Genomic DNA, 24000 nt, shown 5'->3' on the forward strand with positions numbered 1-24000 from the left:
GTGAAAAATAAATAAAGCATAAGTTATGTCAATTACAGAAATATCCATAAAAAGACCGTTACTGATTACAGTAATTTTCTTTACACTGATTCTCTTTGGCTGGATCAGTTATCAGACGCTTGACTATAATTTGCTGCCCAAATTTGAAGTAAACGTAATTACTGTACAAACCGTTTACAGAGGCGCTTCTTCAGATGAGATTCAGAGCTCAGTAACCAAACCGGTTGAAGACGCGGTAGCATCCATCGAAGGTATTGATAACATTACTTCGACTTCTATGGAAGGCGTTTCGATGATCGTTATCCAGCTGAAACCCGGTACAAGTACAATCAATGCACAGCGGGATGCAGAACGTAAAATAAATGAAATCAAAGCGGGCCTTCCGGATGATGTGAACGATCCCGTAGTAAGACGTGTCAACTTAGATGAAATACCAGTATTAAAGGTAAGCGCTACGGCAAACATGTCGCAGACGCAGTTGTATGATCTGATCGACCAGAAAGTAAAACCTTTGCTATTAAATGTGGAAGGTGTTGGTACGGTTGGCATCATTGGTGGGAACGAACGTGAAATCAAAATCACGCTTGACAATGACAAGCTGCAGGCGTATGGGATCTCTTCCGCACAGATCAACCAGGCTATTGTAACAAGTAACTCTTCTTATCCTGCAGGTAGCGTTGAGACATCAGACGATCGCTTGTCGATCCGTATGAATGCAAAAGTATCGCAAGTAGAAGAACTGCGTAACCTGGTGGTTGCTGAGAACAAAGATGGCAGCCGGATATTGATCAAGGATGTGGCAACTGTAACCGATGCTCTTGCAGAATCCACGACGATCAACCGTATCAACCAGCGCAGTGGTATCGGTATTGAGATTATCAAGCAATCGGATGCAAATACTGTAAACGTAAGCCAGGCAGCGAAGGCACGCCTTGAAGAGTTGAAAACACTTTATAAAGCAGAAGGTTTTACTTATCAAATAGCATCTGATCAGTCTGTATATACACTGGCATCAGCCGATGCGGTTATGCACGATTTGTTCCTTGCAGTGTTGATCGTAGGGACGGTTATGTTATTGTTCCTGCATAGTTTCCGAAGTTCACTGTTTGTATTGGTGGCCATTCCATCTGCCATGATCCCGACATTTATATTGATGTACATCTTTGGTTTTTCCCTGAACCTGATGACATTGATGGGCCTTTCACTTGTAGTAGGTATTCTGGTAGATGACAGTATCGTTGTACTTGAAAATATTTTCCGACACCTGGAGATGGGCAAGAACAAAGTACAGGCATCTTTAGACGGCAGAAATGAAATCGGATTCACAGCCCTTGCTATTACATTAGTTGACGTTGTGGTATTCCTGCCTCTATCATTGAGTACAGGCATCATCGGAAATATTCTCCGTGAATTTTCATTGGTAGTTGTATTCTCTACATTGATGAGTTTATTCGTATCCTTCACGCTTACTCCACTGCTTGCTTCTAAATGGGGCAAACTGGAAGTGCTAAATAAAAATTCACTGTGGGGATTGATAAACATTAAGTTTGAAGACTTCCTTACAGGTCTTCGAGATGCTTATGGCAAGGCTCTGTCATGGGCATTGAAAAAAGGACACAAAAGATGGGTGGGCCTAACAGTAATTGTTCTCTTCTTCGGTTCAATTGCACTCTTACCGGCGGGTTTCATTGGCTTTGCTTTCATCAGTGCGGGCGACCGTGGTGAATTTGCGATCAAGGTTGAAATGGCTCCGGAAACACCTTTATACCAAACCAACTTAAAGGTAAAAGAGATTGAAGAAATTTTACTGGCACAACCTGAGGTAACAAAAGTATTTACCAATGTTGGTACACAGTCTGGTGCGATGGGCGGAGGTTCTTCCAACTCAAACCTTGCCGAGATTACCGTAACACTCGTAGATAAATCCGAGCGTGCACTCTCGGCAGATAAATTCGGCGCGGAGATGCGTAATAAAATAGGTGAAATACCCGGCATTAAAGTTACGGTTTTGCCCGTCAGCATTACCGGTAACAGCCAGTCACCAATACAGATAGCGGTGAAGGGTACAGACATGGATAGCTTATGGAAAGCGGCCCGCATACTTAAGGATGTTGTTGTTTCAACACCAGGTACTGATTACGTTGATTTTAGTACAAAAAGTTTAAAGACAGAAATCGATATTAAAATAGACCGTGATAAATTATCGAATGTAGGGATCAGTATCCCTGAGATCGGAAGCGCGATACAGCTTGCTTTCCGTGGAGATGACCAAACGAAATTCAAAGATCGCGGTGAAGAGTACAACATCAATGTATCTCTTGATAAAGGCGACAAACGTGATATTGAAAGTGTAAAGAACCTGATCATCAGAACAAGTAAAGGCGGCTACATCCGTTTGAGCGAAGTAGCCGATATTCAGGAAGTGCTTGGTCAGTCTGTATTGGAACGTACCAATCGTATGAATTCAATCAAAGTAACTTCTGCAGCCGTTGGTCGTCCGTCAGGTACCATTGTCGCAGACATACAGGCTACATTAGCGACGAAAAAACTTCCGGATGGAATTCTGATCGATTACCAGGGTGATGCAAAAAATCAGAAAGATGCATTCGGCAGTTTAGGTCTTGCCATGCTGATGGGTATTATTCTGGTATACCTGATCATGGTTGCTTTATATGAAAGTCTGGTATATCCGTTCGTGGTATTGTTCTCTATACCGGTGGCGCTGATTGGTGCATTGCTGGCACTGGCACTGACGATGCAAACGCTATCAATCTTTGCGATTGTAGGTCTGATCATGCTTCTGGGTTTGGTTGCGAAGAACGGTATCCTGATCGTGGATTTTACCAATCACCTGAAAGCAGAAGGTATGTCTCGTTTTGACGCCCTGGTAGAAGCCGGCAAAGAACGTTTAAGACCAATCCTGATGACGACGATTGCAATGATCACAGGTATGCTTCCGATTGCTTTGGCAACAAGTTCCGGTGCGGAAGTAAAAAATGGCATGGCCTGGGTTATTATCGGCGGCTTGACAAGCTCCTTGATTTTAACATTATTCCTGGTACCAACCATGTACATGCTTATTGATACAGCCGTAGAGCGTGTCGATAAATTCTTCAGAAAGCGCTTTTTCAAAAAAACCAGAAAAGAATTGCTGACAAAAGAAACGATTGATTATTAAAATGTGTTATTAAAGCATTGACATTAGTTTCCCATATTTTGTCAATAGTGGTTATAGTTTAATAAAGCAAAGGGCTCTGGAGAAATCCGGCCCTTTGCCGTTTTAAGAGGTAATGAGCAATTGCAAATAACTTTTAACCGGACATCAGTGATTGCAAATTCCGAACAGCATCAATAGCATCGTTTATATTCGATTTTAAGAATAATGTAATGTAGCTCGTAAGGCTATATGAATCGTAGCTTTACTTTCTTTTCTTTTTGGACGGTGTGTAATTTGAATTCTTACTTATCGGTTTCTTCACTACTGCATTAATGTTCATCAGCCCTGCGTGTAATTTTACTTTTACATCCTGAATATAATTCCAATGTTGAATGAATATAAAAAAGGTAAGCGGGAACGTTATGATCAACAGCAACTGGTAACGCAACGATAGAAAATAATTTCTGTATTCCAATACAGGAATACTTGCAGGCTCTATAGCCGGATTGCTCTCCAGTACTTTTCTCCTGAACTGATTATAGAAGTCAATATAGTTTCTTAAATAAGCAAAAAAGCGGTTTCTGTTAATTGAAAATAACATCCCGAAACGGATGTTGAATATTTTTTCTGCATCGGCATTTAAAAGTCCGATATTGTCTAACAAACTTGTTTTCATTGTATCTTCACCCGAATAAGATTATAAATTAAGTATACAGTAATGTTTTTACTTTCTGCCATACCGTTCGCTTCTGCATAGCATTTTCAAAACACAGCTTTTTATACGCTTCTAAAAAATTTATCAAATCCAACGGTAATGACCCTCCTACCCTCGGGTTCAGTTCAAATATTTTTGCAACACCATCCTGAATCTTATAATCAAAACATCCTACACCATTATAATGTATGGCTTGCAATATTTTTTCAAAAACTTCAGCATGCTCAGTTTCAACCGGCACAATCACCGATGTTTTAAAAGGGGGATTCGCCATTCCTTTTACAAAACTTGCTTTCTGAAATGTAAATTTAAATGTCTGAAAATATTGTAATTTATTTTCTGTAAAAATGAAATGTGTGGTATGTTCATCCACCCCGGATATATATTCCTGTTTAAAATAAGCAGGATCAGATAATAAAGGGCCTAACAACTTTTCCTTTTCTTCGCTATCGACAATGTGTGAGTTCGATCCCCATTCATCCAGATTTTTTTTCAGTATATACGGAAAGCCTGAACTTTCCTGTAGTATCCGGGGAATATTATTTCCAAAACCTTTCTCAATAAGAAATGTATTGAAACGGAATTTATCATTACAAAAATCGACAACTTCGTTGGCTGCCACTAAAAATTTATGTCTGCTATTTTTAAACCGTTTGTTCAAAATATGAATATCTCTTTCGTATAAAGGTATAACCATATCATATTTTTTTATGCTCCACAGACGATTGAATTTCGCATAACTGAAAGTATATTTTTTCTTATCATATCGACCTTCAGATTTTATCTTCCAGTCATCTTTATCGCTGAATAAAATTCTTAACATATTTCCCCGTATTTTTTTAAGCGGGTCAGATGATGAAGTATATACATCAAATCACCTCGCAAATGCATTATAAGAAAATAGCCCACAAGTAGAACCGCGGGCTATTTTCATTCACTAATTTCAGAATATAATTCATGATTTATAATTCTGAATTATAAAATCAATGTTCTCTCTTAAACTCATGAATCAACGTTGCTACGAGGCCTGTCCAGCCCGTCTGGTGTGAAGCACCGCATCCTCTGCCGTTATCACCATGGAAGAATTCATAGAACGTGATCAGATCTTTGAAATGCGGATCCTTACTGTATTTATCTACGTCTCCGTTTACCGGACGTTTCCCATCTTTATCCAGACGGAAGATATTGATCAATCGATTGGAAAGTTCTGCAGCAATATCTTTTAACGTCAACATTTTACCGCTACCCGTAGGGTATTCAATAATGAAATCATCTCCATAGTATGAATGGAATTTCATTAAGCTTTCCACGATCATATAATTGATCGGGAACCAGATCGGACCACGCCAGTTGGAATTACCACCGAACATCGCAGAGTCTGATTCCGCCGGCTTATAAGCTACAGAAAATACTTTTCCCTGGTAATTGAATTCGTATGGTTTCGCTTCATGTTCTTTTGATAAAGCACGGATACCAAAGTCTGACAGGAATTCTGTTTCATTCAGCATACGTTTTAATACCATGGTCATACGGTGGCCTCTCAATAATGAAAGCAGTTTGGTATTATGGTCACCTACGTCTGTCCAGCGCGAAACCTGGCTTGCAAGATCCGGTCTGTTACTTAATATCCATTCCAGACGGCGCTTAAAGTCCGGTAGCTTCTCAACATTTGATTTTGTTAAAACCTCTACCGCAAATAAAGGAATCAATCCCACAATTGATTTGACTTTTAGGTGCTGACTCTTACCATTCGGTAAGTGAATAATATCAAAATAGAATTGATCTTCTTCATCCCATAACCCAACGCCTGAGTCACCAATGTTATTCATGGCTCCGGCAATGTACAGGAAGTGTTCGAAATATTTAGAAGCCAGATCCTGATATACCGGATTGATCAGCGAAAGCTCGGTAGAGATGCGAAGCATATTCAAGGAATACATCGCCATCCAGCTTGTACCATCCGATTGTTCTGTTCTTCCGCCAATCGGTAAAGGCTGACTGCGATCGAAAACCCCAATGTTATCAAGGCCTAAGAAGCCACCTTCAAATATATTCTTACCGTCTTTATCTTTCTGATTTACCCACCAGGTAAAGTTCATGGTAAGTTTATGCAGTATTCTTTCAAGGAAAGCAGTATCGCCTACGCCGTTGTTACGTTCTTTATCCAACTCGTATACACGCCAGGTTGCCCAGGCATGCACTGGAGGGTTTACATCGCCAAAGTTCCATTCATATGCTGGAATCTGTCCGTTGGGATGCATATAATATTCGCGCAATAAAATTGTCAATTGACGCTTCGCAAAGTCTGGATCGATCTGAGCAATAGGAATACAGTGGAATGCCAGATCCCAGGCGGCATACCATGGGTACTCCCATTTATCAGGCATGGAGATTACATTTGAGTTATTTAAATGTTCCCAATGACTGTTACGTCCTTTTTTTCTGGATTCAGGCAATGAGTCTCTGCGTACAGGATCTCCTTCCAGCCATTGCTTGATGTTAAAATAGAAGAACTGCTTACACCACATCATACCGGCATAGCCCTGGCGCTGAATCATGCGTAATTCCGGGTCTTCCACCCCATCCTGCACTTCATCATAAAATTCATTGGCTTCATTCAAACGCGTTTCAAAAATCTGGTCATAATCTTCAAAAGCGTTCTTGAATTTCTTATCAGTTAGCCTGCAACGTACAACGTTTGTTTTTCCTGATTTGATTTTCAGCTTGTACATCGAAGAAGCTTTTGTTCCTTCACGCTGCAACATGTTTACGGCACTCTGATTATCATTTACAACATAATCGTTGATACCATCTTTGCAGTAGCTGTATTTGTTAGCTTTGTTATATAAGCGTTTGTTATTCGATTCATTTTCGCAGAACAATAAACGGTCTGCCTGATCAGAATAAAAATGACGTTCACCGATAAAGTCGTGTTCAATAAAAATAGACCCGTCTTTTTGTGCAGCCATTTTAGGCTTTGCAAAATCATAACCCCAGGTCCATATATTCCTAAACCACAATGTCGGAAGTACAGTAATTTCAGCTTCTTCCGGACCATGGTTTGTCACAGATATTTTAATCAGGATGTCTTCCTTATCACCTTTTGCATATTCAACAACTACATCAAAATATTTATCTTCATCAAATACACCTGTATCGATCAATTCAAATTCCGGTTCGTGTCTTGAACGCTGGTTGCCATCAATCAGCTTTTGATACGGAAACTCAGCCTGAGGATACTTATACAACATTTTCATGTACGAATGTGTAGGTGTGCTATCCAGGTAATAGTACAGCTCCTTTACATCTTCACCATGATTACCCTGATTTCCTGTCATACCGAAAAGGCGTTCCTTCAGGATAGGATCTTTCCCGTTCCATAATGCGACAGAAAAACACAATAACGATTTATTATCCGAAATACCGGCAATACCTTCTTCACCCCAACGGTATGTATAACTTCGGGCCATATCGTGAGTAGTGTGTTCCCATGCAGAGCCATCTTCGCTATAATCCTCTCGTACCGTGCCCCACTGACGTTCAGTCAAAAACGGCCCCCAGTTTTTCCAAGGATTATTTTCTTTGCTAACCTTTAATCGGTTATGTTCTGCAGTATTGTATTTAGACATAAGAACAATTTTGTGCGCTCCGCGCTTATTTAGGGTATGTAATAATTCAAATTAAATTTAACTTAATCTTGTTACCGGTTATATTCAAACGAACATATGGTAACCAGCAGTAGCCTCATTAAAACAGTTGATTCTTCAAACACATGCTGCTTTATATTTGTGTTTCAATGATAATCTGTACCCGGGGTATATAATTTTATTTACAATTTACGCCTGTATACTCTTTGGAATAGCTAAGATAAAAAAATATTTGTTTAGACTGATATATATCGCTTATCTTGGCTGTAGTAATTCCATGATATTTAATCTGAAATAGCATGGAACTGTTAATTAATTGAATAATTGCTATTCTTATTCAATTAATTCATACTACTGAAGTAACAGTTTCTCAAAGGATATTATTTAAGATGATTGCAGTTATACAACGTGTAAAAAACGCATCCGTTGAAATTGAAGGTCGGCTGCAGGCTTCTATTCAAAACGGTTTACTGATCCTGCTGGGCGTTACTCATGCAGATACACAGGCAGATGTTGAATGGCTCTCGTCAAAAATCTGCGGACTGCGTATCTTTACCGATGAAGAGGGGAAAATGAACCGATCCATTACCGAAAATGCCGGTGATTTATTGGTTGTCAGTCAGTTCACCTTACTTGCCAGTACGCAGAAAGGAAACCGTCCATCTTTTATTGAGGCCGCCAGACCTGAAGTTGCCATTCCCTTATACGAAGGTTTTGTGAAAGCCTGTGAGGTAAAGCTCACTAAACCAGTTGCCACTGGAGTATTTGGCGCCGATATGCAGGTTCAGCTGCTCAATGATGGTCCCGTTACCATTATTATAGATACGAAAAACAAACAGTAATCATGACAATAAAAGAATTACAATCAACGGTAGATGGCTGGATCCAGGTGCACGGTGTCCGGTATTTCAATGAATTGACTAATACTGCTTTATTGGTTGAAGAAGTTGGGGAAGTTGCCCGGATCATGGCCCGTACCTACGGCGAACAATCCTTTAAAGCATCTGATAAAGATAAAAATCTTGGAGATGAACTGGCGGATGTTCTTTTTGTCCTTACCTGCATTGCCAACCAAACAGGAATCGACCTTGAGAAAGCTATGCAGGATAACTTAGCCAAAAAGACAAATCGGGATAAAGACAGGCACAAGAATAATGATAAGCTTACCGGCCAATAAATTAAAAAGTTTGCAAAAACGCCCTTTCCAATTGACTAGCAATGGTTAATTGGTTAATTTTATACACTTAACTAAAAAATAAACCGATGAGTGCTCCTAAAGCCGTAAACTTTCCCATTGAACGTACACAACATTCAAGACTATCTGAAACAGATTTTTCGAACTTGGAATTTGGAACGGTCAATTCGGATCACATGTTTGTGGTGGATTATAAAAAAGGTGAATGGGTAGATCCTAAAATTATTCCTTTTCAAAACATTTCTGTGAGCCCGGCATGCAGTTCATTGCATTACGGTCAAACAGTATTTGAAGGAATGAAGGCTTTCCGTGCTCCTAATGGAGACTTACTTGTATTCAGACCGGAAAAACACCTGGAGAGAATGAACAATTCTAACCGTCGCTTATGCATTCCGGAAATTCCTGCTGAGTATTTTTACGATGCTATTGATGCGCTTGTAAAGCTTGATCAGGACTGGATTCCAAATAAAGAAGGCTGTTCCTTATACCTGCGTCCGTTTATCTTTGCAAACGATCCGTTCATTGGAGTTAAACCTTCTTCTGCTTATAAATTCATGATCTTTACTTGCCCGGTTGCCGGTTACTACAAAGGTACTGTGAAAGTAATTATCGAATCAGATTTTGTACGTGCATCACCAGGCGGAATCGGCGCTGCTAAAACAGGCGGTAATTATGCTGCATCATTACTGCCGGCAAAACTTGCTGCTGATAAAGGCTTCCAGCAGATTTTATGGACAGACAGCAAAGAACATAAATATTTCGAAGAATCTGGTACTATGAACCTGATGTTTGTAATCAACGATGTGTTGATCACACCTTCATTGGATGGCTCAATTCTTCCGGGTATTACACGAGACACCATCCTTACCATTGCTAAAGACTGGGGTGTTAAGGTTGAAGAAAGAAAAGTTAGTGTTGAAGAAGTTCTTACAGCTTTTAATAATGGTACCTTACAAGATGCTTTTGGAACAGGAACAGCAGCAACCATTACACAGATTGCTGAAATTCACCACAACGGTAAAGACATGGTATTGCCTCCGGTAGCATCAAGAACACTTTCCAATAAATTAAACCAAACAATTGTTGATCTGAAAACAGGTGTGGCAGAAGACAAATACAATTGGGTACACAGAATTAAAAAGTAATCCCTTACAGATATTCTATTTAAAAAACACTATCGCGCTCGGTAGTGTTTTTTTATGCCTTTCGAAAAAGATTTAATCTAGTTCTTCTTTCTTTGTACAACTCTTTTATATGAGTCCTCATAATAGTACGGGTTGTTATTGAGGTCGCACATTTTCCGGTACCACTCTCCGCTTGCAAACTGAAACGTATAGATAAAGCCCACCACTTCATCAATTTGATTTCTTATTTTTTCAGATTTTAATTTGTACGAACCAATCAGAAAATCGGTGTTCACTGGGTCAAGGTTTGGTTGGAACATCATACGCAACATCACAATTAAATAGTAGGAAAAGAACAAACTAAAAAATGATGAATGATTATTAAATCCTTTTCTATTAACGGCAGCTTGGCGATTCAGGTTCTTGTATTCATTTGACTCCTGTTAAAAATTAACATTCAAGTTATCGTATAATAAATTCTAATCCTTGTAAATGCTTATTGTTGTATAGGGTTACTATTGATATACATTGTAATAATCATATATTTTTTTCTGAATCAATACTGATTTTTTTCTTGCTGAATTTTATCTGCCCTGTTTTTTATTTACATGTTCTGCGATGAGCATTGAAGTGACTAGCAGCCGCTTAACATACAATATGTATTACAGGTATTTCGATATAGTTTATATTAGAACTTTATAAACTACATCTGATTATTTTTAACTAGATTTGCAGCCCCATATAAATCATATAACCATGCTCACACCTTCTGAATACACAATTCTTTATAAAGAATTAGATACGTACTTATCATCCGACGCTTGCAGAGCTTCATTTATGAAGCCTGACCAATCCGGTGTTGACTATGAGAACATCATACTTTACATTGACGAAGCTATATGCGAGAATTATGCATATCCGAATCCAAATAAAATCAAGGACAAAGTAAAAGTATTGAACGGAAAAAACGATTTCAACAAAACATTAGCAATATTTAAAAATAAAAAAGACGAAGTACAGAAAACCATCAAGTACTTTGATCTACCTAAATAATAACGGTTCTGTGAACATAGATCGACTCCATGCAGAATGTTTTCTGCATGGAGTTTTTCATATATACCATTGCATTTTTGATTTAATTTCTCACAGCAGCATATACAACAAACAACAGCCCTGTACAATTTATTGAATCAAATTCCCTCTGTTAAGCTGCGGGTGTTAAGAAATTTCTGAAGTGCACCGTTCGCAACCTGTTTAGGGGCAAATCTTTTGCATTTTATCTTCCATGGAAAAGATTTTTTTTGCATATTAATACTATGATAGTCGTAAGCACTTTTTCAGATACTATCATTTTTTTATTAACCGGCATTTCCCGTTTTTGAAGAATCCATCCCTATTCTTTCAAAACGTGAATAGAACACTATACGTATATATATTATGCTAAAGAAATTGATTGTTTTAATTTTAGTGCTGTCTGCAATAGTTGTTTGCATTTACTTGTTCGCGCACCGGACGCACGAAAAAACACCTGATTGGAGAAAGTTCAACGCAAATATTTTTGCCAATGCAAAGCGTGAAAATAAACTGGTGGTTCTTCACTTGGGTGCAAACTGGTGTCACTGGTGTCACATCATGGAAGAGCAGACGTATACAGACCCATTTGTATTACAGACCTTGGAAAAAAATTTCATTGCCTGTAAAGAAGATCACGATGCACGCCAGGATCTCACAAGTCTTTATGCGGAGTATGGCTGGCCGGCAACCATCATTTTCGATTCAAATGGAAATGAATTATTTAAGGATACAGGCTACATTCCGAAAGAGCGTTTCCTGGCCATCTTAACTTCTCTGGCAAAAAATCCGGTTCCAATGCCGGTCAATAAAATCGAAGCAGACTTCAGGTCATCTTCAGATTCTGTAAAAAAGCATTCTCTTGATGCATTATCAAAGAAATTTTTAAACTCCCTGGATATAGAAGAAGGCGGATTCAAATACGACCAAAAATCCATTGACTTTGAAACCTTTGAATATGCGCTCAACAACTGCAGTAAGGATTCGGTATTAACAACCTGGCTTGCGAATACAGTAACAAATTCATCCGGTATTTATGATGATGAATGGGGCGGTGTATTTCAATATTCAACCCACGACGACTGGGACCATGTACACTATGAGAAGCTACTTTCCGTGCAGGCTAAGTATATAAAAATGTATTGCTGGTATTATCAACGCTTCAAGGCCATTGATGCAATCAACCGGGCTGAAGGCACTGCCGCATACGTAAACAGGTTTTTAAATGCACCCAATGCCGGTTATTATAATGCGCAGGATGCTGATCTTATCCCCGGACAAAAAGCTGCGGATTACTTCGCCTTACCGGACGCTGAGAGAATTGCCAAAGGTATTCCTGCCGTTGACAGGAATATTTATACCAGTGATAATGCAGAATTGATAGAGGCTTTTATTATTCTGTCTGCAACTACTGGCAACCAGCTCTATTTCCACCAGGCTGTAAAATGCTATGACCTGCTGAAAGCTACTCATAAAGTCAATAATTCCTACTGTCATAACGCTCACTACACATCCAGCATTTCACTCAAAGATAACCTGGCTATGGCCAAAGTTTCTATCATGCTCTACAAAGCAACTCAGAATAATATGTATAAATCTGAAGCTGAAAAAATCATCCGGGAACTTACGAACACCTTTGACTCAGGCAATGGCTATTTAAATGCCTATGTAGGCAATAATCCGCTAAAAGCGACTTATAATATTTCCGAAAATATTGAAGCATGCCGGCTACTGAATTACTGTTCGCATGTATTTCACGAACCAAAATACAAAGGAAATGCATTAACCATTTTTAACTTTCTTACAAATGAAAAGATTGTAAACAGCATCTCAAACGAGCCGGGAATATTAAGTGCTTCTGATGAACTAGCTACAGAGCCCATTACTGCTACGCTGATGATCAAAGATAGTCCGCAATTGAAAGAAGGCTTTATTAAAACTTGCCTTGCGTGCCCTAAATTTTACTTTAACCAGGAATGGTATACATCATCCACCATCTTATCAAATAAGGTTGACATTTTTGATGCATTCGATACAAACTTTATTGTTTTGTGTACCTCGTCTTACTGCAGCCCGCCGATGTATTCCATCGAAAGTTTTAATAATTTTCTTTATAACCGCGTGCTGACAGGTAAAAAATAGTATAATAAAAAAGATCCTGTCACACGTTAGGCGCGACAGAATCTTTTTATTATTTATATTGTTCCGAATATTATCCTTCCATTTCGTCAATGAAAACAACTTCAGCCAGCGTTTTCAGAATAGTGCTATGTTTTTTTACAAAAGGATTTTCTTTATCCCACACATAACCTGCCAGTACAGAACAGATCATCCGTTTATGATCCTGGTTTGGATTTTTAGCGAAGAATATAGCATGCAGCGTACCATCATACCAACCCGTAACGAAGGAACGGAATGTATCAATACCCTGCATCATGTGCTGCACAAAATCTTTCTCCCAGTCAACCTGTTCCCCTTTTAGGAATTTCACAGCAAGCTTTCCGCCCTTAGAGCCGGACTCCATGGCAAAGGTAGCACCTGAAGAAAATATCGGATCAAGAAACTCTGTGGCATTACCTGTCAATACAAAACCATCGCCGTACAATTTCGTTGCTGAAATTGCGTACCCTTCAATGGTTTTTGGTTCAAACAAAAATTCCTGTCCTTCAAATCGTTCAGCAATGTGATCTTCGGTCGCGATCATTGCTCTCAGCTGTTCTTCAGGAGTGCCTGTAAACGCGTCAAAGTGTGAAGGCTCACCAACAAAACCTACTGAAGTAACACCTGTTGAAAAAGGTATTACCCAGATCCACACTTTTGGTTTATGTGCAACGGCCGTAATCCTGTTCCCTTCCAGTTCTGCAGCTACCGGACGTTTAACATCCTTGATATGCGTAAACAGGGTTTTCCGTGGTTCAAAGCCTGAAGGTTTATCCAGGCCAAACATACGTGGAATCACCCGGCCGTAGCCGCTGGCATCTACAATGAATCTTGCTTCAATTTCTTTTTTATTTCCTGCAGCATCTTCAACGGTGGTAACTGAATCGGTTCCAAAAAATTTAATATCGGTAACACCGGTTTCATATTCTACTGTTACACCCTGGCGCGCTACTTCATCAGCCAGCGTTTTATCGAAAACACTGCGCGGTACCTGCCATGTCCATTTCCACCCATCAGAGAACTGATCCGAAAAATTAAAGTCTGCGATTTGTTTTCCGCGAACAAATTTAGCGCCGAATTTCTGCTGAAAGCCTTGTGCTTTCACAGCATCCAGAAAGCCCGCTTCTTCGAGGTGCTCCATGCAGCGAGGCAGTAAGCTCTCTCCGATTACGAATCTCGGGAATTTCTGTTTTTCAACAATCTTAACTTTAAAACCCTCTTTATTTATCAGAGCCGCGGCAACAGTGCCTGCAGGACCTGCACCGATTACCAACACATCTACTTTTTCGCGTTGCATTTAAAATGAATTAAAAATTATTACGATTAATTTTAAGCAGCTACCAGTTTGCCATCACGCATTACCGGCAACACTTTATAAACATCTTTGGTTAGACAAAATTCAATATCCTTGATGATGCCCAAGCCCTGTAAACGACGTACGTGCGAAGAGTTCAACAGGAAGCCCATCATATCTGCTTTTGCTGTGTAAAATAAATTCAATGCAGTCAATACAGAATCTTCATCATGAGAAAAATCTCCTTTCAATGCATCTACTACAGCACCTGCAAAAAGCGTATCTTCCAGATTCATTTTACCTTTCCAGCCTGCACAATGCATCAATACATCATTAGGCTGATTCCGTAAATATTCTACTACAGTAGTAAAATTCAGAAAAGAACCGACAATAATTTCTTTCGCATCTGCAGACTTCACAATTGCCTGGGTGCCGTTCGTTGTAGTAACAACAACTTTTTTCCCTTTCAAAGAACCATCCTGATATGAAAACGGAGAGTTGCCCAAATCAAAACCATCAACCTTTTTCCCGTCGCGCTCTGCAGCTGTTACATACCCCTGCTCGCCAAATACTTTACATTCTTCCAGACTAGCTACAGCAGTGATGCTTTCAATACCATTGGCAAGTGCTGTTGTCATGCAAGACGTTGCACGCAATATATCAATTACCACTACTACTTTTCCTGCCGCCTTGTGCAAATGCACCATTTCAGGTGATAAGCAAACATCAATTCTCTTCATCTGATTTTGAGTTACTAGTTTCTAGTTGCTAGTTACTAGACTAGGGATTGTATTAAGTAAATTTTATTAATCTATTCTATTGTCTGGTAACTAGCACCTAGAAACTAACGTCTACTTCTTCACAAAAGGAAACTTTACAACCTTTGCCTTGATCAGTTTCCCTCTGATGTTTACAAAGATCTCTGTATCTGCTTTGCTGTATTGCTTTTCAACATATCCCATACCGATACCAATGCCTAAACAAGGTGACTGTGTGCCAGATGTAACTTCACCGATCTTATTTCCTGCAGCATCTGCAAGTTCATAATGACCGCGCGGAATACCGCGTTCAACCATTTCAAATCCTATCAGCGAACGCATAACACCTGCGGCTTTTTGCTGCTGCAGAATATCTGATGCGGTAAATGTTTTATTGAATTTCGTGATCCAGCCCAAGCCAGCTTCCAGCGGACTAGTACTATCTGAAATATCATTTCCGTATAAACAATAACCCATTTCAAGACGCAGCGTATCTCTGGCACCCAAGCCTACAGGCTTCATGCCTACTGCTTCGCCTGCCTGCATCAGTTTTGTCCATACATCTTTTGCAATTTCATTCGGCACATAAATTTCAAATCCGCCGGCGCCGGTATAACCTGTCGCAGCGATCAGTATATTTTTGTAGCCTGCAAGTTCCGTACGTACACAGGTATAATATTCCATTGCAGCCACCGGATGTGTAGTTAATTTTTCAAGCACCTGATATGCCTTCGGGCCCTGCACTGCAAACAAACAAGTCTGTTCAGACACATCTTGAAATTCAGCCCCGCTTGCCGGCACATGTTTCAGAAACCAGGCTTTATCTTTTTCAATATTGGAAGCGTTCACCACAATGTAATATTCTTCTTCACCGGTATGATATACCAGCAAGTCATCAATGATACCGCCGGCCGGATTGGTTAAAGCTGTATACTGCACTTTACCTATCGGCAATACAGATGCATCGTTTGTTGTCAGCTGCTGAATAACATCCAACGCTTTAGGACCTTTCAGAATAAATTCGCCCATATGCGATACATCAAACATGCCTGCTGCATTACGCACGGCCATGTGTTCTTCAATATCCGATGAATAACGCACCGGCATTAAATAGCCGGCAAATGGTACCATCTTTGCGCCTAAAGCGATATGTACCTCTTGCAAAGGGATGGATTTAATTTCTTCAGCAGTTTCGCTCATGTTCCAGGAAGAATAAATATGAAAGAATTAAATTAAAACAAATTCAGTTGTTTGGGTTTCAGGTGAAAGGTAGTCCGGTGATAAGGGGTTAAACCGAACTTTTCCATGGCATCCCGATGTTTTTCAGTACCATATCCCGCATTTACATCCCAGCCATACTCGGGATATTCTTTTGCAAGCTTCGCCATAAGTCTGTCTCTATGGGTCTTAGCCAGAATAGACGCCGCTGCGATGGAAAGATACATGCCATCTCCCTTTATCACACATTCATGCTGAATGCCGGGATAGGCTTTAAACCTGTTCCCATCAATTAATAACAGGTTGGGTTGCTGTTTTTTCAGGCCCTTCACAGCTTTATGCATGGCCTTCATGGTCGCATTCAGAATATTGATCTGATCAATGATTGTATGCGATACTTCTGCCACATAATAATCAACGGCATCCCGGATAATATCCTGACGAAGCAGTTCCCGCTGTTGTGCGGTCAGTTTTTTTGAATCGTTTAACAGGGAATGTTTGTAATTGGCAGGAAGAATAACAGCTGCAGCAACAACAGGGCCCGCCATACAGCCTCTGCCCGCCTCGTCAATCCCAGCTTCAATTTTACCTTCCGAATAATATGATAAAAGCGACATATCCGGCAAAGATAAGAAGGTATTCCATTAAAGTCTAGGTGAATAAAGCCGCAGAAAGCACTATGTGCAAAAAAACTCCCGACAGAAGGCCATTCCTTCCTCCATTTTAGTATTTTATCCCCTTTTGCATGTGCCGTTTAGTTCGTAATTTGCATGCTGTTCAAATACGATTATGTCCCAAGAATTTGAAAATCCCTGGAAAACGCTTCGCTCAAAGACAATCTATGATAATCCATGGATTTCCGTACGTGAAGAAGACGTCTTAAAACCCAATGGCAGTCCGGGTATTTATGGAGTTGTTTCCTTTAAAAATAAAGCGATCGGAATTGTACCTATTGATTCTGAAGGATATACATATCTGGTTGGACAATTCCGTTATACGCTGAATGAATACACCTGGGAGATTCCGGAAGGCGGCGGCCCTATGAATGAAACCGCTCTTGAATCCGCTAAACGGGAACTGGAAGAAGAAACAGGCTTAAAAGCTGCAGTATGGCAGGATCTGGGCCGTATTCATACCTCAAATTCTGTAACCGATGAAGAAGGCTTTCTTTTCCTGGCGACAGACCTGACTCCCGGACCAAGTAACCCTGAAGATACGGAACAGTTAATTATAAAAAGAGTATCTTTGAAGGATGCTGTCGCAATGGTTATGAGCGGTGAAATCACTGACAGTTTAAGTATTGCCGGTTTGTTGAAAGCATGGCTGGTACAGAGTACGGAGTACAAAGTACCAAGTATTTAAAAGTTAAATTAGAACACATTTAAAATGCAAGATCGTACTCTGTACTCTGTACTTGGTACTTCGTACTTCTAATGAAAAAAATAATTGAAAAAATATACATGGTCTGGGTGTGGACCTGTTTTGTTATCGTATTTGCATGCCTGTATATTCCTTTCTGTATATCTGTTCAGCGCGAGTCATGGAAAAAATACGGGCATTTCTTAAATAAAATATGGGCGCATACTGTGTTTATGTTTTGCTTTCTGCCAACAAAAGTAGAATGGCGCTTTAAAGTGAATAAGAAAAAACAATACATTTATTGCGCCAATCATACTTCTTACTTAGATATTCCAACCATGTGCTACGCCTTACCGGGATACAATGTATTTATTGGAAAATCATCGTTAGGTAAAGTACCGCTCTTCGGCTACATGTTCCGGAACCTGTATGTTTCAGTCGACCGTAAAAGCTCGAAAAGCAAATACGAAACGATTGTTCAATCCATGCAGAAAATAGATTTAGGATATAACCTCGCCATTTTCCCTGAAGGTACTATTTCTAAAAACCATGCGCCGGTACTGATGGACTTTAAAGACGGAGCATTCCGCATAGCCATTGAAAAACAGGTAGCCATTGTTCCCATGACGATTGTAAACAACTGGCTCATTTTACCAGACGACGGTAAATACGTACCGCGCAGAAGACTTATGAAAACTGTTGTTCACGAACCAATCGAAACAACCGGTCTAACCATGAATGATGTGGAATGGTTGAAAGATAAAACAAAGCAGGTTATTGCCGATGAATTAAGAAAACATTTTCCTGATATATACAACGAAAAATATAAAGCATGAACTTAGATACAAAAACAATTGGAAAGATCGCACATTTAGCGCGCCTTGAATTTGATGATAAATCACTGGAAGCATTCTCAACGGATTTCAATAAAATTTTATCATGGATTGATAAATTGAATGAAGTGAACACGGATAACGTTGAACCATTAATCCACATGAGCCACGAATTGAACGTGCTGCGCGAAGACATCGACAAAGTAACGATCTCACATGAAGAAGCACTAATCAATGCTCCTAAAAAAGATTCTGATTATTTCAGAGTTCCTAAATTCTTAAGCTAATACAAGTGTAGAGTTGAAAGTGTAAAGTGTATGTGGCAAGTCTGATCTTCCGTTTACACTTTACACTTTCAACTCTACACGTGAATAAACATCAACTCATTACATCTTCATTGGCATGAACGATTTATTCTTCTGGCTACAGTGGAAAAGTTCCTACAGAACATTCTACGTAGCCCTTTTAGTTTTATTCTTCGCAAGCATGATCGCTGTTTTTGTAGCTTATACCTATGGTGATCTATATACCATAGGCTGGGATACAACCGGTGAGTGGAAAAACGTTACGCTCAGCCTGGATGTCTTCCAGGTTAATCAATTTAATATTTCACACGAAAGCCCTCAATTCCTGTTGCTGAAAAGATACGTAGCCGGAGATGTGACTGTTCACCCTTGGATCTCTTATACATTTATTGGCATCGTATTGCTTGCATTTGTTTGCATTCTTACAGTTGTGAGCTATGTAGACTTATGGTTGTATATAGCCGGCATGGCAATTTTTATTTTCTTTATCATCAGCATGCAAACCGAGCAGCTTGGGATTTTCGGTTTGTACAATCGTGCTCCTGCTGTTCTTGCAATTATCCTGTTCAGCGGTTTAACCTACTATTTTAATTCTTTCGGAAAACAAATCAATATGTTTATGCGCATGCTCGCACTGGCAGCATTAACGCTGTTATTTGCAGCGCTCATCGTATTCGGCAGCAGTATAGAAGTTCCTCTGCTTTATGCAGCCAACTACGCGATTGTAATACCCATCCTGATTTGTGTTATATTCATGCTCATCGTGAGTTATGATTTTCTGCAATTCCTTGTAATTGTTACCTCCTATGGAAAATCGAAGTTTAAAGGATCAGGCAATTCCATCTGGAACTTTATTATTATCGGCACACTTTATCTGACCAACTTATTTCTGGTATTCTTGCAACCTGATTTTATAAAAGACATGGGAATTGTATTGATACAACCACTCGTTGTGCTGATCATTTCCTCCATACTTGGAATCTGGTTGTTTGGCATGAAAGAAGAAGTTTCGAGTGTATTACCATTTAAACCACTTGGTGCGATTCTGTATTTAGCCCTGGGGATCATTTCCTTCAGTGTAATTGCACTCGGCTATGCTACAGCCAATGATGCCCTCATTACTGCACTTGAAAAATCCGCTTTATACATTCAGATTGGAATGGGCCTGGGAATTTTTATTTATGTAATCACCAATTTCTGGAACAAATACAAAGAACAGGTTGAAGTATACAAACATTTCTATATTGCTTACCAGGTACCTTTCTTCGTTGGCCGCGGATTGGGCTGGGCCGTTATCATGTATTTTGTTTTTGCCAGCAACAGGTTTGTTGTGAACAGCGGTAAAGCAGCGTATTACAACAATGTCGGTGATATCTATTTGTATACCGGACAGGATGTGCTGGCTGAATCATTCTTTAAAGAGTCTTATTCACATGAATTCCAGAACCAGCGTTGTAATTATACCCTGGGAAGTTTTTATGAGCTACGTGACGACAAAGCAAACGCTTTCAAATACTACGAAAACAGCCTGACAAAAAAGCCATCTGTAGCTGCATTTGTAAGTTTGAGTAATTTCTATATCACCAACAAACAACTCTTCCCTGCCATTTTCATGCTTCAGGATGGCTTGAAGTCTTATCCACACGATCCTTACCTGCTGAATAACTTAGGTTATTTATATACACAATTCAATTCCTCTGATTCCGCAGCATACTTCTTTAACAAAGCGGCATTGCATGCCGATGATGATGTTGCCATGGCCAATATGCTGAGCTACTTTGGAGCTGCAGGAAAATTTGAAGAATGTGCTGCCATTATGAAAAATGAAAAGAGCTCACCTTCATTGATGTACCTGGCAAATAAAATCGGCATTGCTACATTACAATCAAAGCCTTCAGAAATTGCACTTCCGAAATCTATTCTTACCGATTCTGCACTAACTGCAGATTCGTATACCTTGTTGTATAATTATACCATCAACAAGCTTTCCGTAAAGGATTCTGTTCTGGAAAAAACATTGCAGCAGCTTAGTGAAAAACCGCAGAATGAGTTCTATAAGTCTAATCTTCTTTTTGCAAAAGCCCTGCATTTATATTATTCAAACACCAATATTCCGGAAGCTTTGATTTTACTACAGGATCTGGTATCCGTAGATAAAACGCCGCTTTATACCATTACACTTGCAGACTGGCAATTAAAAGCCGGGCTCTACCAGGAGGCGTACGAAAGATACAATACCATTATCATAAACAGTGACCAGCATATTGTTGCAAAGAAATGCATTGCTGCCATGGAGTATGGAAATTCCGGTTCGGTACGTGACATTATTGTTGAACTGGCAAAAAGCCAAACACCTGAAGTAGCCCATATCGGAGGTACGTTAAAGGCAGCCCTTGTAAAGCCATCTGTAGCGGCTTACGACACACTCTCTCCTCAGCAGAAAGTACAATGCCTGCACTATCATACACTTTCTGCGCCTGAATATATAGTCTTCAAAAATACCATTACAGACCAGGCGCAGTCTGTTCAACTGGATATTGAACAGATTCAAAAACTAACCAGCCGTCACGATTATATAAACGCAATGACGCTTTGGAATTCCTTGAATAAGACCGCAGAAGCTTCTGCTAATACGATCGCACAGGGCAATCTGCAATATCTGAATATACTGGCAGGTCTGCATCAATGGGATTCTCTTGATATACAATTAAAGTCAACAACGCTGTTGGATAAAGATCTGGGCTACATTGATTATTTCCACGCTCGCGTATTGCAGGAAGGAAGAGATAGCCTTGCAGCGAAACCTTATTATGAGCGCGCCCTTACACGTATTGGTTATGTACCGCAGGTACAAATTGATTACGCCAACTATATCACGGAAACCGAAGGTGAAATTGCTGCTGTAGAAAAATTAGTTGCCGCGAAACAAATCATCGCCTATTCAAAACCGTTGAACATGCTTTATCTTGAAACATGTCTCAGACTGGGTTTATTTAAATCTGCTGAAAGTGAACTGAATGCCATGCTGCCAACACTTACAGCTGCGGAAATCGCTTCTATCAAGCAACAGTTTTATTCATATCCGGTTGCTGAATAATCAACCAAACTGAACTGTACAAAGCCATGAAAATTTATACAAAAGGCGGTGATAAAGGAAAAACCTCTTTGCTGGGCGGCACAAGGGTTGCCAAATACCACGCCCGTATTGAGGCTTATGGAAGTACAGATGAATTGAACAGTTATATAGGACTGCTGATTGAAGAGCTGCCTGCAGGCTTTTCTCAAAAAGAAATATTGAAAAACGTTCAGTATAAAATTTTTGAATTAGGTGCTTCGTTAGCAACGGAACCTGAGAAGCAACAGCTATATGCTCCGGATCTTAACGAGACGCACATCAAACAACTGGAAGATGCAATCGACGCCATGCAAGCTGTTTTGCCGGAACAGAAATACTTTGTGCTTCCCGGCGGCCATAAAGCAGTAGCCATAGCTCATATATGCAGAACTGTTTGCAGAAGAGCCGAACGCCAGGTTGTACAACTGAACGAAACGGAGCCGGTACATCCGGTTATACTGCCATTTCTAAACCGTTTATCAGATTACCTGTTTATCGTTTCCCGTAAGCTCGCGCAGGACTTCAATGCCGGTGAGGTATTCTGGATACCGACGAAATAAATTAAGATTCATACGTAATAAATAAAAATACATTCATGACCAACGAACAACTGAAGGATTTAAAAGCAAACATTCTTGCTTTGAGAGGATATCTTGGCTACGATTCCAAAATGGAAGAAATAAAAGCAGAACAGGAATTATCACTCTCTCCTACGTTTTGGGATGATTCAAAAGAAGCTGAAAAAATTCTTAAGAGTATAAAAAATAAAAAAGTGTGGACCGATCCTTATGATGCACTTGTAAGCAAACTAGGAGATCTTGAAGCACTAAATGAATTTTACCAGGCAGGCGATATCGACGATAAAGAAATGGATGCTGAATTCGCGGCAGTTTCTAAAGTACTGGAAGAGCTTGAATTCAAAAAAATGCTGAGCGCAGAAGAAGACCAGTTAAGTGCAGTACTTGAAATCAATCCTGGTGCAGGTGGTACAGAAAGTAACGACTGGGCGGACATGCTGATGCGTATGTACATTATGTGGGGAGAAAAGAACGGATATACCGTGCGTGAAATCGTGAATCAGCCGGGTGAAGTCGCAGGTATCAAATTTGCTTCCCTGGGTATTGAAGGCCAATTTGCTTATGGAAATTTAAAATCAGAAATCGGTGTACACCGACTGGTGCGCGACTCTCCGTTCAATGCCGACGGTAAACGCCAGACATCCTTTGCGTCTGTCTATGTATATCCTGAAGTTGATGAAACCATCAATATCGAAATCAACATGGGCGATATTGAATGGGATACTTTCCGTGCAGGTGGTGCCGGCGGACAAAACGTAAACAAAGTAGAAACTGCTGTACGCTTAAAACACAAGCCTTCAGGCTTGATCATTGAATGCCAGCAGGAACGTTCACAGATACAAAACAAAGACAGAGCCCTAAAATTATTAAAATCACGCTTATACCAAATCGAACTGGATAAACGCAACGAAGCAAAAGCAGCAGTAGAAGGGTCAAAAAAGAAAATTGATTTTGGTTCACAGATCCGCAACTATGTGTTGTTCCCTTACAAACTGATCAAGGACGTACGTACCGGTGTTGAACGTACAGACGTTGACAATGTACTGGCTGGAGATCTGAATGAATTTATAAAAGCATATTTACTGATGAAATAAATTTCTTCCGAAATTTATAACAAAGAAGCCTTTGCTAAATAGTAAAGGCTTCTTTGTTATATCAAACTGTTAAAATAAATTCAACTGACCATCATCCTTCTTTGGTGGTTTGGCTTTGCCAAAAACTGTTCTCCCGCCATGTTTATATGATTCCGCACGCTCCTTCGCAATCACACGATCAAATGCATTGGGGTCGGGTTCAAAACTTTTTTCCATTTGCTGCGCGGCAATGGTAAGATTTTTAATTGCCTGCTGTTTGTCGCTATCTCCCAACTTTGCTTTTTCAACCGAAGTCTGTAAAATAGCAATTGTTTCATCATATACTTTTACGGGCACCGGAAACGGGTGTCCGTCTTTACCGCCATGAGCAAAGGTGA

The 24000-nt window shown here is 39.9% G+C and carries 20 protein-coding genes and 1 pseudogene; 12 read left to right on the top strand and 9 right to left on the bottom strand.

Annotated features, from left to right (window positions below; all coding sequences use genetic code 11):
• The first annotated feature begins 25 nt into the window (after positions 1 to 25).
• Complete coding sequence (locus ACTHJT_RS17625) at positions 26 to 3178, top strand: efflux RND transporter permease subunit (protein ID WP_440240658.1); 3153 nt, start codon at positions 26 to 28, stop codon at positions 3176 to 3178.
• A 241-nt stretch (positions 3179 to 3419) separates the two neighbouring features.
• Here the strand turns inward: ACTHJT_RS17625 and ACTHJT_RS17630 are convergent, their stop codons facing one another.
• The 3 genes from ACTHJT_RS17630 to ACTHJT_RS17640 all read right to left on the bottom strand — a co-directional run bounded on the left by ACTHJT_RS17630 (position 3420) and on the right by ACTHJT_RS17640 (position 7501).
• Positions 3420 to 3833: a hypothetical protein gene (locus ACTHJT_RS17630; protein ID WP_440240660.1), complete on the bottom strand. Its 414-nt coding sequence runs from the start codon at positions 3831 to 3833 to the stop codon at positions 3420 to 3422.
• A 28-nt stretch (positions 3834 to 3861) separates the two neighbouring features.
• Positions 3862 to 4695 carry a hypothetical protein gene (locus ACTHJT_RS17635; RefSeq protein ID WP_440240662.1) on the bottom strand — a complete coding sequence of 278 codons (834 nt, stop codon included), beginning with the start codon at positions 4693 to 4695 and terminating at the stop codon, positions 3862 to 3864.
• A gap of 160 nt (positions 4696 to 4855) precedes the next feature.
• On the bottom strand, positions 4856 to 7501 hold the full coding sequence (locus ACTHJT_RS17640; RefSeq protein ID WP_440240664.1) for an MGH1-like glycoside hydrolase domain-containing protein: 2646 nt from the start codon (positions 7499 to 7501) through the stop codon (positions 4856 to 4858).
• A gap of 407 nt (positions 7502 to 7908) precedes the next feature.
• Here ACTHJT_RS17640 and dtd point away from each other — a divergent pair, with 407 nt between their 5' ends.
• The 3 genes from dtd (at position 7909) to ACTHJT_RS17655 (ending at position 9859) form a co-directional block, all read left to right on the top strand.
• Positions 7909 to 8361 (top strand): D-aminoacyl-tRNA deacylase, encoded by a 453-nt coding sequence (dtd, locus tag ACTHJT_RS17645; protein ID WP_440240666.1) that lies wholly within the window; start codon positions 7909 to 7911, stop codon positions 8359 to 8361.
• Between the two features lie 2 nt (positions 8362 to 8363).
• A complete protein-coding gene (locus ACTHJT_RS17650; RefSeq protein ID WP_440240668.1) occupies positions 8364 to 8696 on the top strand; it encodes a nucleotide pyrophosphohydrolase in 333 nt (110 codons plus the stop codon).
• Between the two features lie 86 nt (positions 8697 to 8782).
• On the top strand, positions 8783 to 9859 hold the full coding sequence (locus tag ACTHJT_RS17655) for a branched-chain amino acid aminotransferase (RefSeq protein ID WP_440240670.1): 1077 nt from the start codon (positions 8783 to 8785) through the stop codon (positions 9857 to 9859).
• Positions 9860 to 9936: 77 nt separating this feature from the next.
• Here the strand turns inward: ACTHJT_RS17655 and ACTHJT_RS17660 are convergent, their stop codons facing one another.
• A complete protein-coding gene (locus tag ACTHJT_RS17660; RefSeq protein WP_440240672.1) occupies positions 9937 to 10134 on the bottom strand; it encodes a hypothetical protein in 198 nt (65 codons plus the stop codon).
• Between the two features lie 460 nt (positions 10135 to 10594).
• Here ACTHJT_RS17660 and ACTHJT_RS17665 point away from each other — a divergent pair, with 460 nt between their 5' ends.
• Both ACTHJT_RS17665 and ACTHJT_RS17670 read left to right on the top strand, forming a co-directional pair.
• Positions 10595 to 10891, top strand: a complete 297-nt coding sequence (locus tag ACTHJT_RS17665) for a hypothetical protein (protein ID WP_440240674.1) — start codon at positions 10595 to 10597, stop codon at positions 10889 to 10891.
• A 384-nt stretch (positions 10892 to 11275) separates the two neighbouring features.
• The gene (locus tag ACTHJT_RS17670; protein ID WP_440240676.1) at positions 11276 to 13051 is read left to right on the top strand and encodes a DUF255 domain-containing protein; all 1776 of its coding nucleotides are present in this window, start codon (positions 11276 to 11278) and stop codon (positions 13049 to 13051) included.
• Between the two features lie 70 nt (positions 13052 to 13121).
• Here ACTHJT_RS17670 and ACTHJT_RS17675 read toward each other — a convergent pair whose 3' ends face one another.
• From ACTHJT_RS17675 to ACTHJT_RS17690, 4 genes are all read right to left on the bottom strand, one after another.
• Positions 13122 to 14366 carry an NAD(P)/FAD-dependent oxidoreductase gene (locus ACTHJT_RS17675; protein WP_440240678.1) on the bottom strand — a complete coding sequence of 415 codons (1245 nt, stop codon included), beginning with the start codon at positions 14364 to 14366 and terminating at the stop codon, positions 13122 to 13124.
• A gap of 32 nt (positions 14367 to 14398) precedes the next feature.
• A complete protein-coding gene (locus ACTHJT_RS17680; RefSeq protein WP_440240680.1) occupies positions 14399 to 15103 on the bottom strand; it encodes a 2-phosphosulfolactate phosphatase in 705 nt (234 codons plus the stop codon).
• 111 nt (positions 15104 to 15214) lie between these two features.
• Positions 15215 to 16321: a glycine cleavage system aminomethyltransferase GcvT gene (gene gcvT / locus ACTHJT_RS17685; protein WP_440240682.1), complete on the bottom strand. Its 1107-nt coding sequence runs from the start codon at positions 16319 to 16321 to the stop codon at positions 15215 to 15217.
• Positions 16322 to 16353: 32 nt separating this feature from the next.
• On the bottom strand, positions 16354 to 16956 hold the full coding sequence (locus ACTHJT_RS17690; RefSeq protein WP_440240684.1) for a ribonuclease HII: 603 nt from the start codon (positions 16954 to 16956) through the stop codon (positions 16354 to 16356).
• Between the two features lie 172 nt (positions 16957 to 17128).
• On the opposite strand from ACTHJT_RS17690, the gene ACTHJT_RS17695 reads away from it, so the two are divergent.
• The 6 genes from ACTHJT_RS17695 (at position 17129) to prfB (ending at position 23623) form a co-directional block, all read left to right on the top strand.
• Entirely contained in the window at positions 17129 to 17701 is a 573-nt protein-coding gene (locus ACTHJT_RS17695; RefSeq protein ID WP_440240686.1) for an NUDIX domain-containing protein, read from the top strand.
• 71 nt (positions 17702 to 17772) lie between these two features.
• On the top strand, positions 17773 to 18534 hold the full coding sequence (locus ACTHJT_RS17700; protein ID WP_440240687.1) for a lysophospholipid acyltransferase family protein: 762 nt from the start codon (positions 17773 to 17775) through the stop codon (positions 18532 to 18534).
• Entirely contained in the window at positions 18531 to 18818 is a 288-nt protein-coding gene (gene gatC, locus ACTHJT_RS17705; protein WP_440240689.1) for an Asp-tRNA(Asn)/Glu-tRNA(Gln) amidotransferase subunit GatC, read from the top strand. The genes ACTHJT_RS17700 and gatC overlap by 4 nt, the downstream gene beginning before the upstream one ends.
• Positions 18819 to 18933: 115 nt before the next feature.
• Positions 18934 to 21933 carry a tetratricopeptide repeat protein gene (locus ACTHJT_RS17710; RefSeq protein ID WP_440240691.1) on the top strand — a complete coding sequence of 1000 codons (3000 nt, stop codon included), beginning with the start codon at positions 18934 to 18936 and terminating at the stop codon, positions 21931 to 21933.
• Between the two features lie 26 nt (positions 21934 to 21959).
• Entirely contained in the window at positions 21960 to 22511 is a 552-nt protein-coding gene (locus ACTHJT_RS17715) for a cob(I)yrinic acid a,c-diamide adenosyltransferase (protein ID WP_440240693.1), read from the top strand.
• Between the two features lie 35 nt (positions 22512 to 22546).
• On the top strand, positions 22547 to 23623 hold the full coding sequence (gene prfB / locus ACTHJT_RS17720) for a peptide chain release factor 2 (protein WP_440240695.1): 1077 nt from the start codon (positions 22547 to 22549) through the stop codon (positions 23621 to 23623).
• 69 nt (positions 23624 to 23692) lie between these two features.
• On the opposite strand, the pseudogene ACTHJT_RS17725 reads toward prfB, so the two are convergent.
• A pseudogene (locus ACTHJT_RS17725) lies at positions 23693 to 24000 on the bottom strand (DUF763 domain-containing protein); the annotation flags it as partial.

The organism is Cytophaga sp., assembly GCF_051961495.1.
GTDB lineage: Bacteria > Bacteroidota > Bacteroidia > Cytophagales > Cytophagaceae > Cytophaga.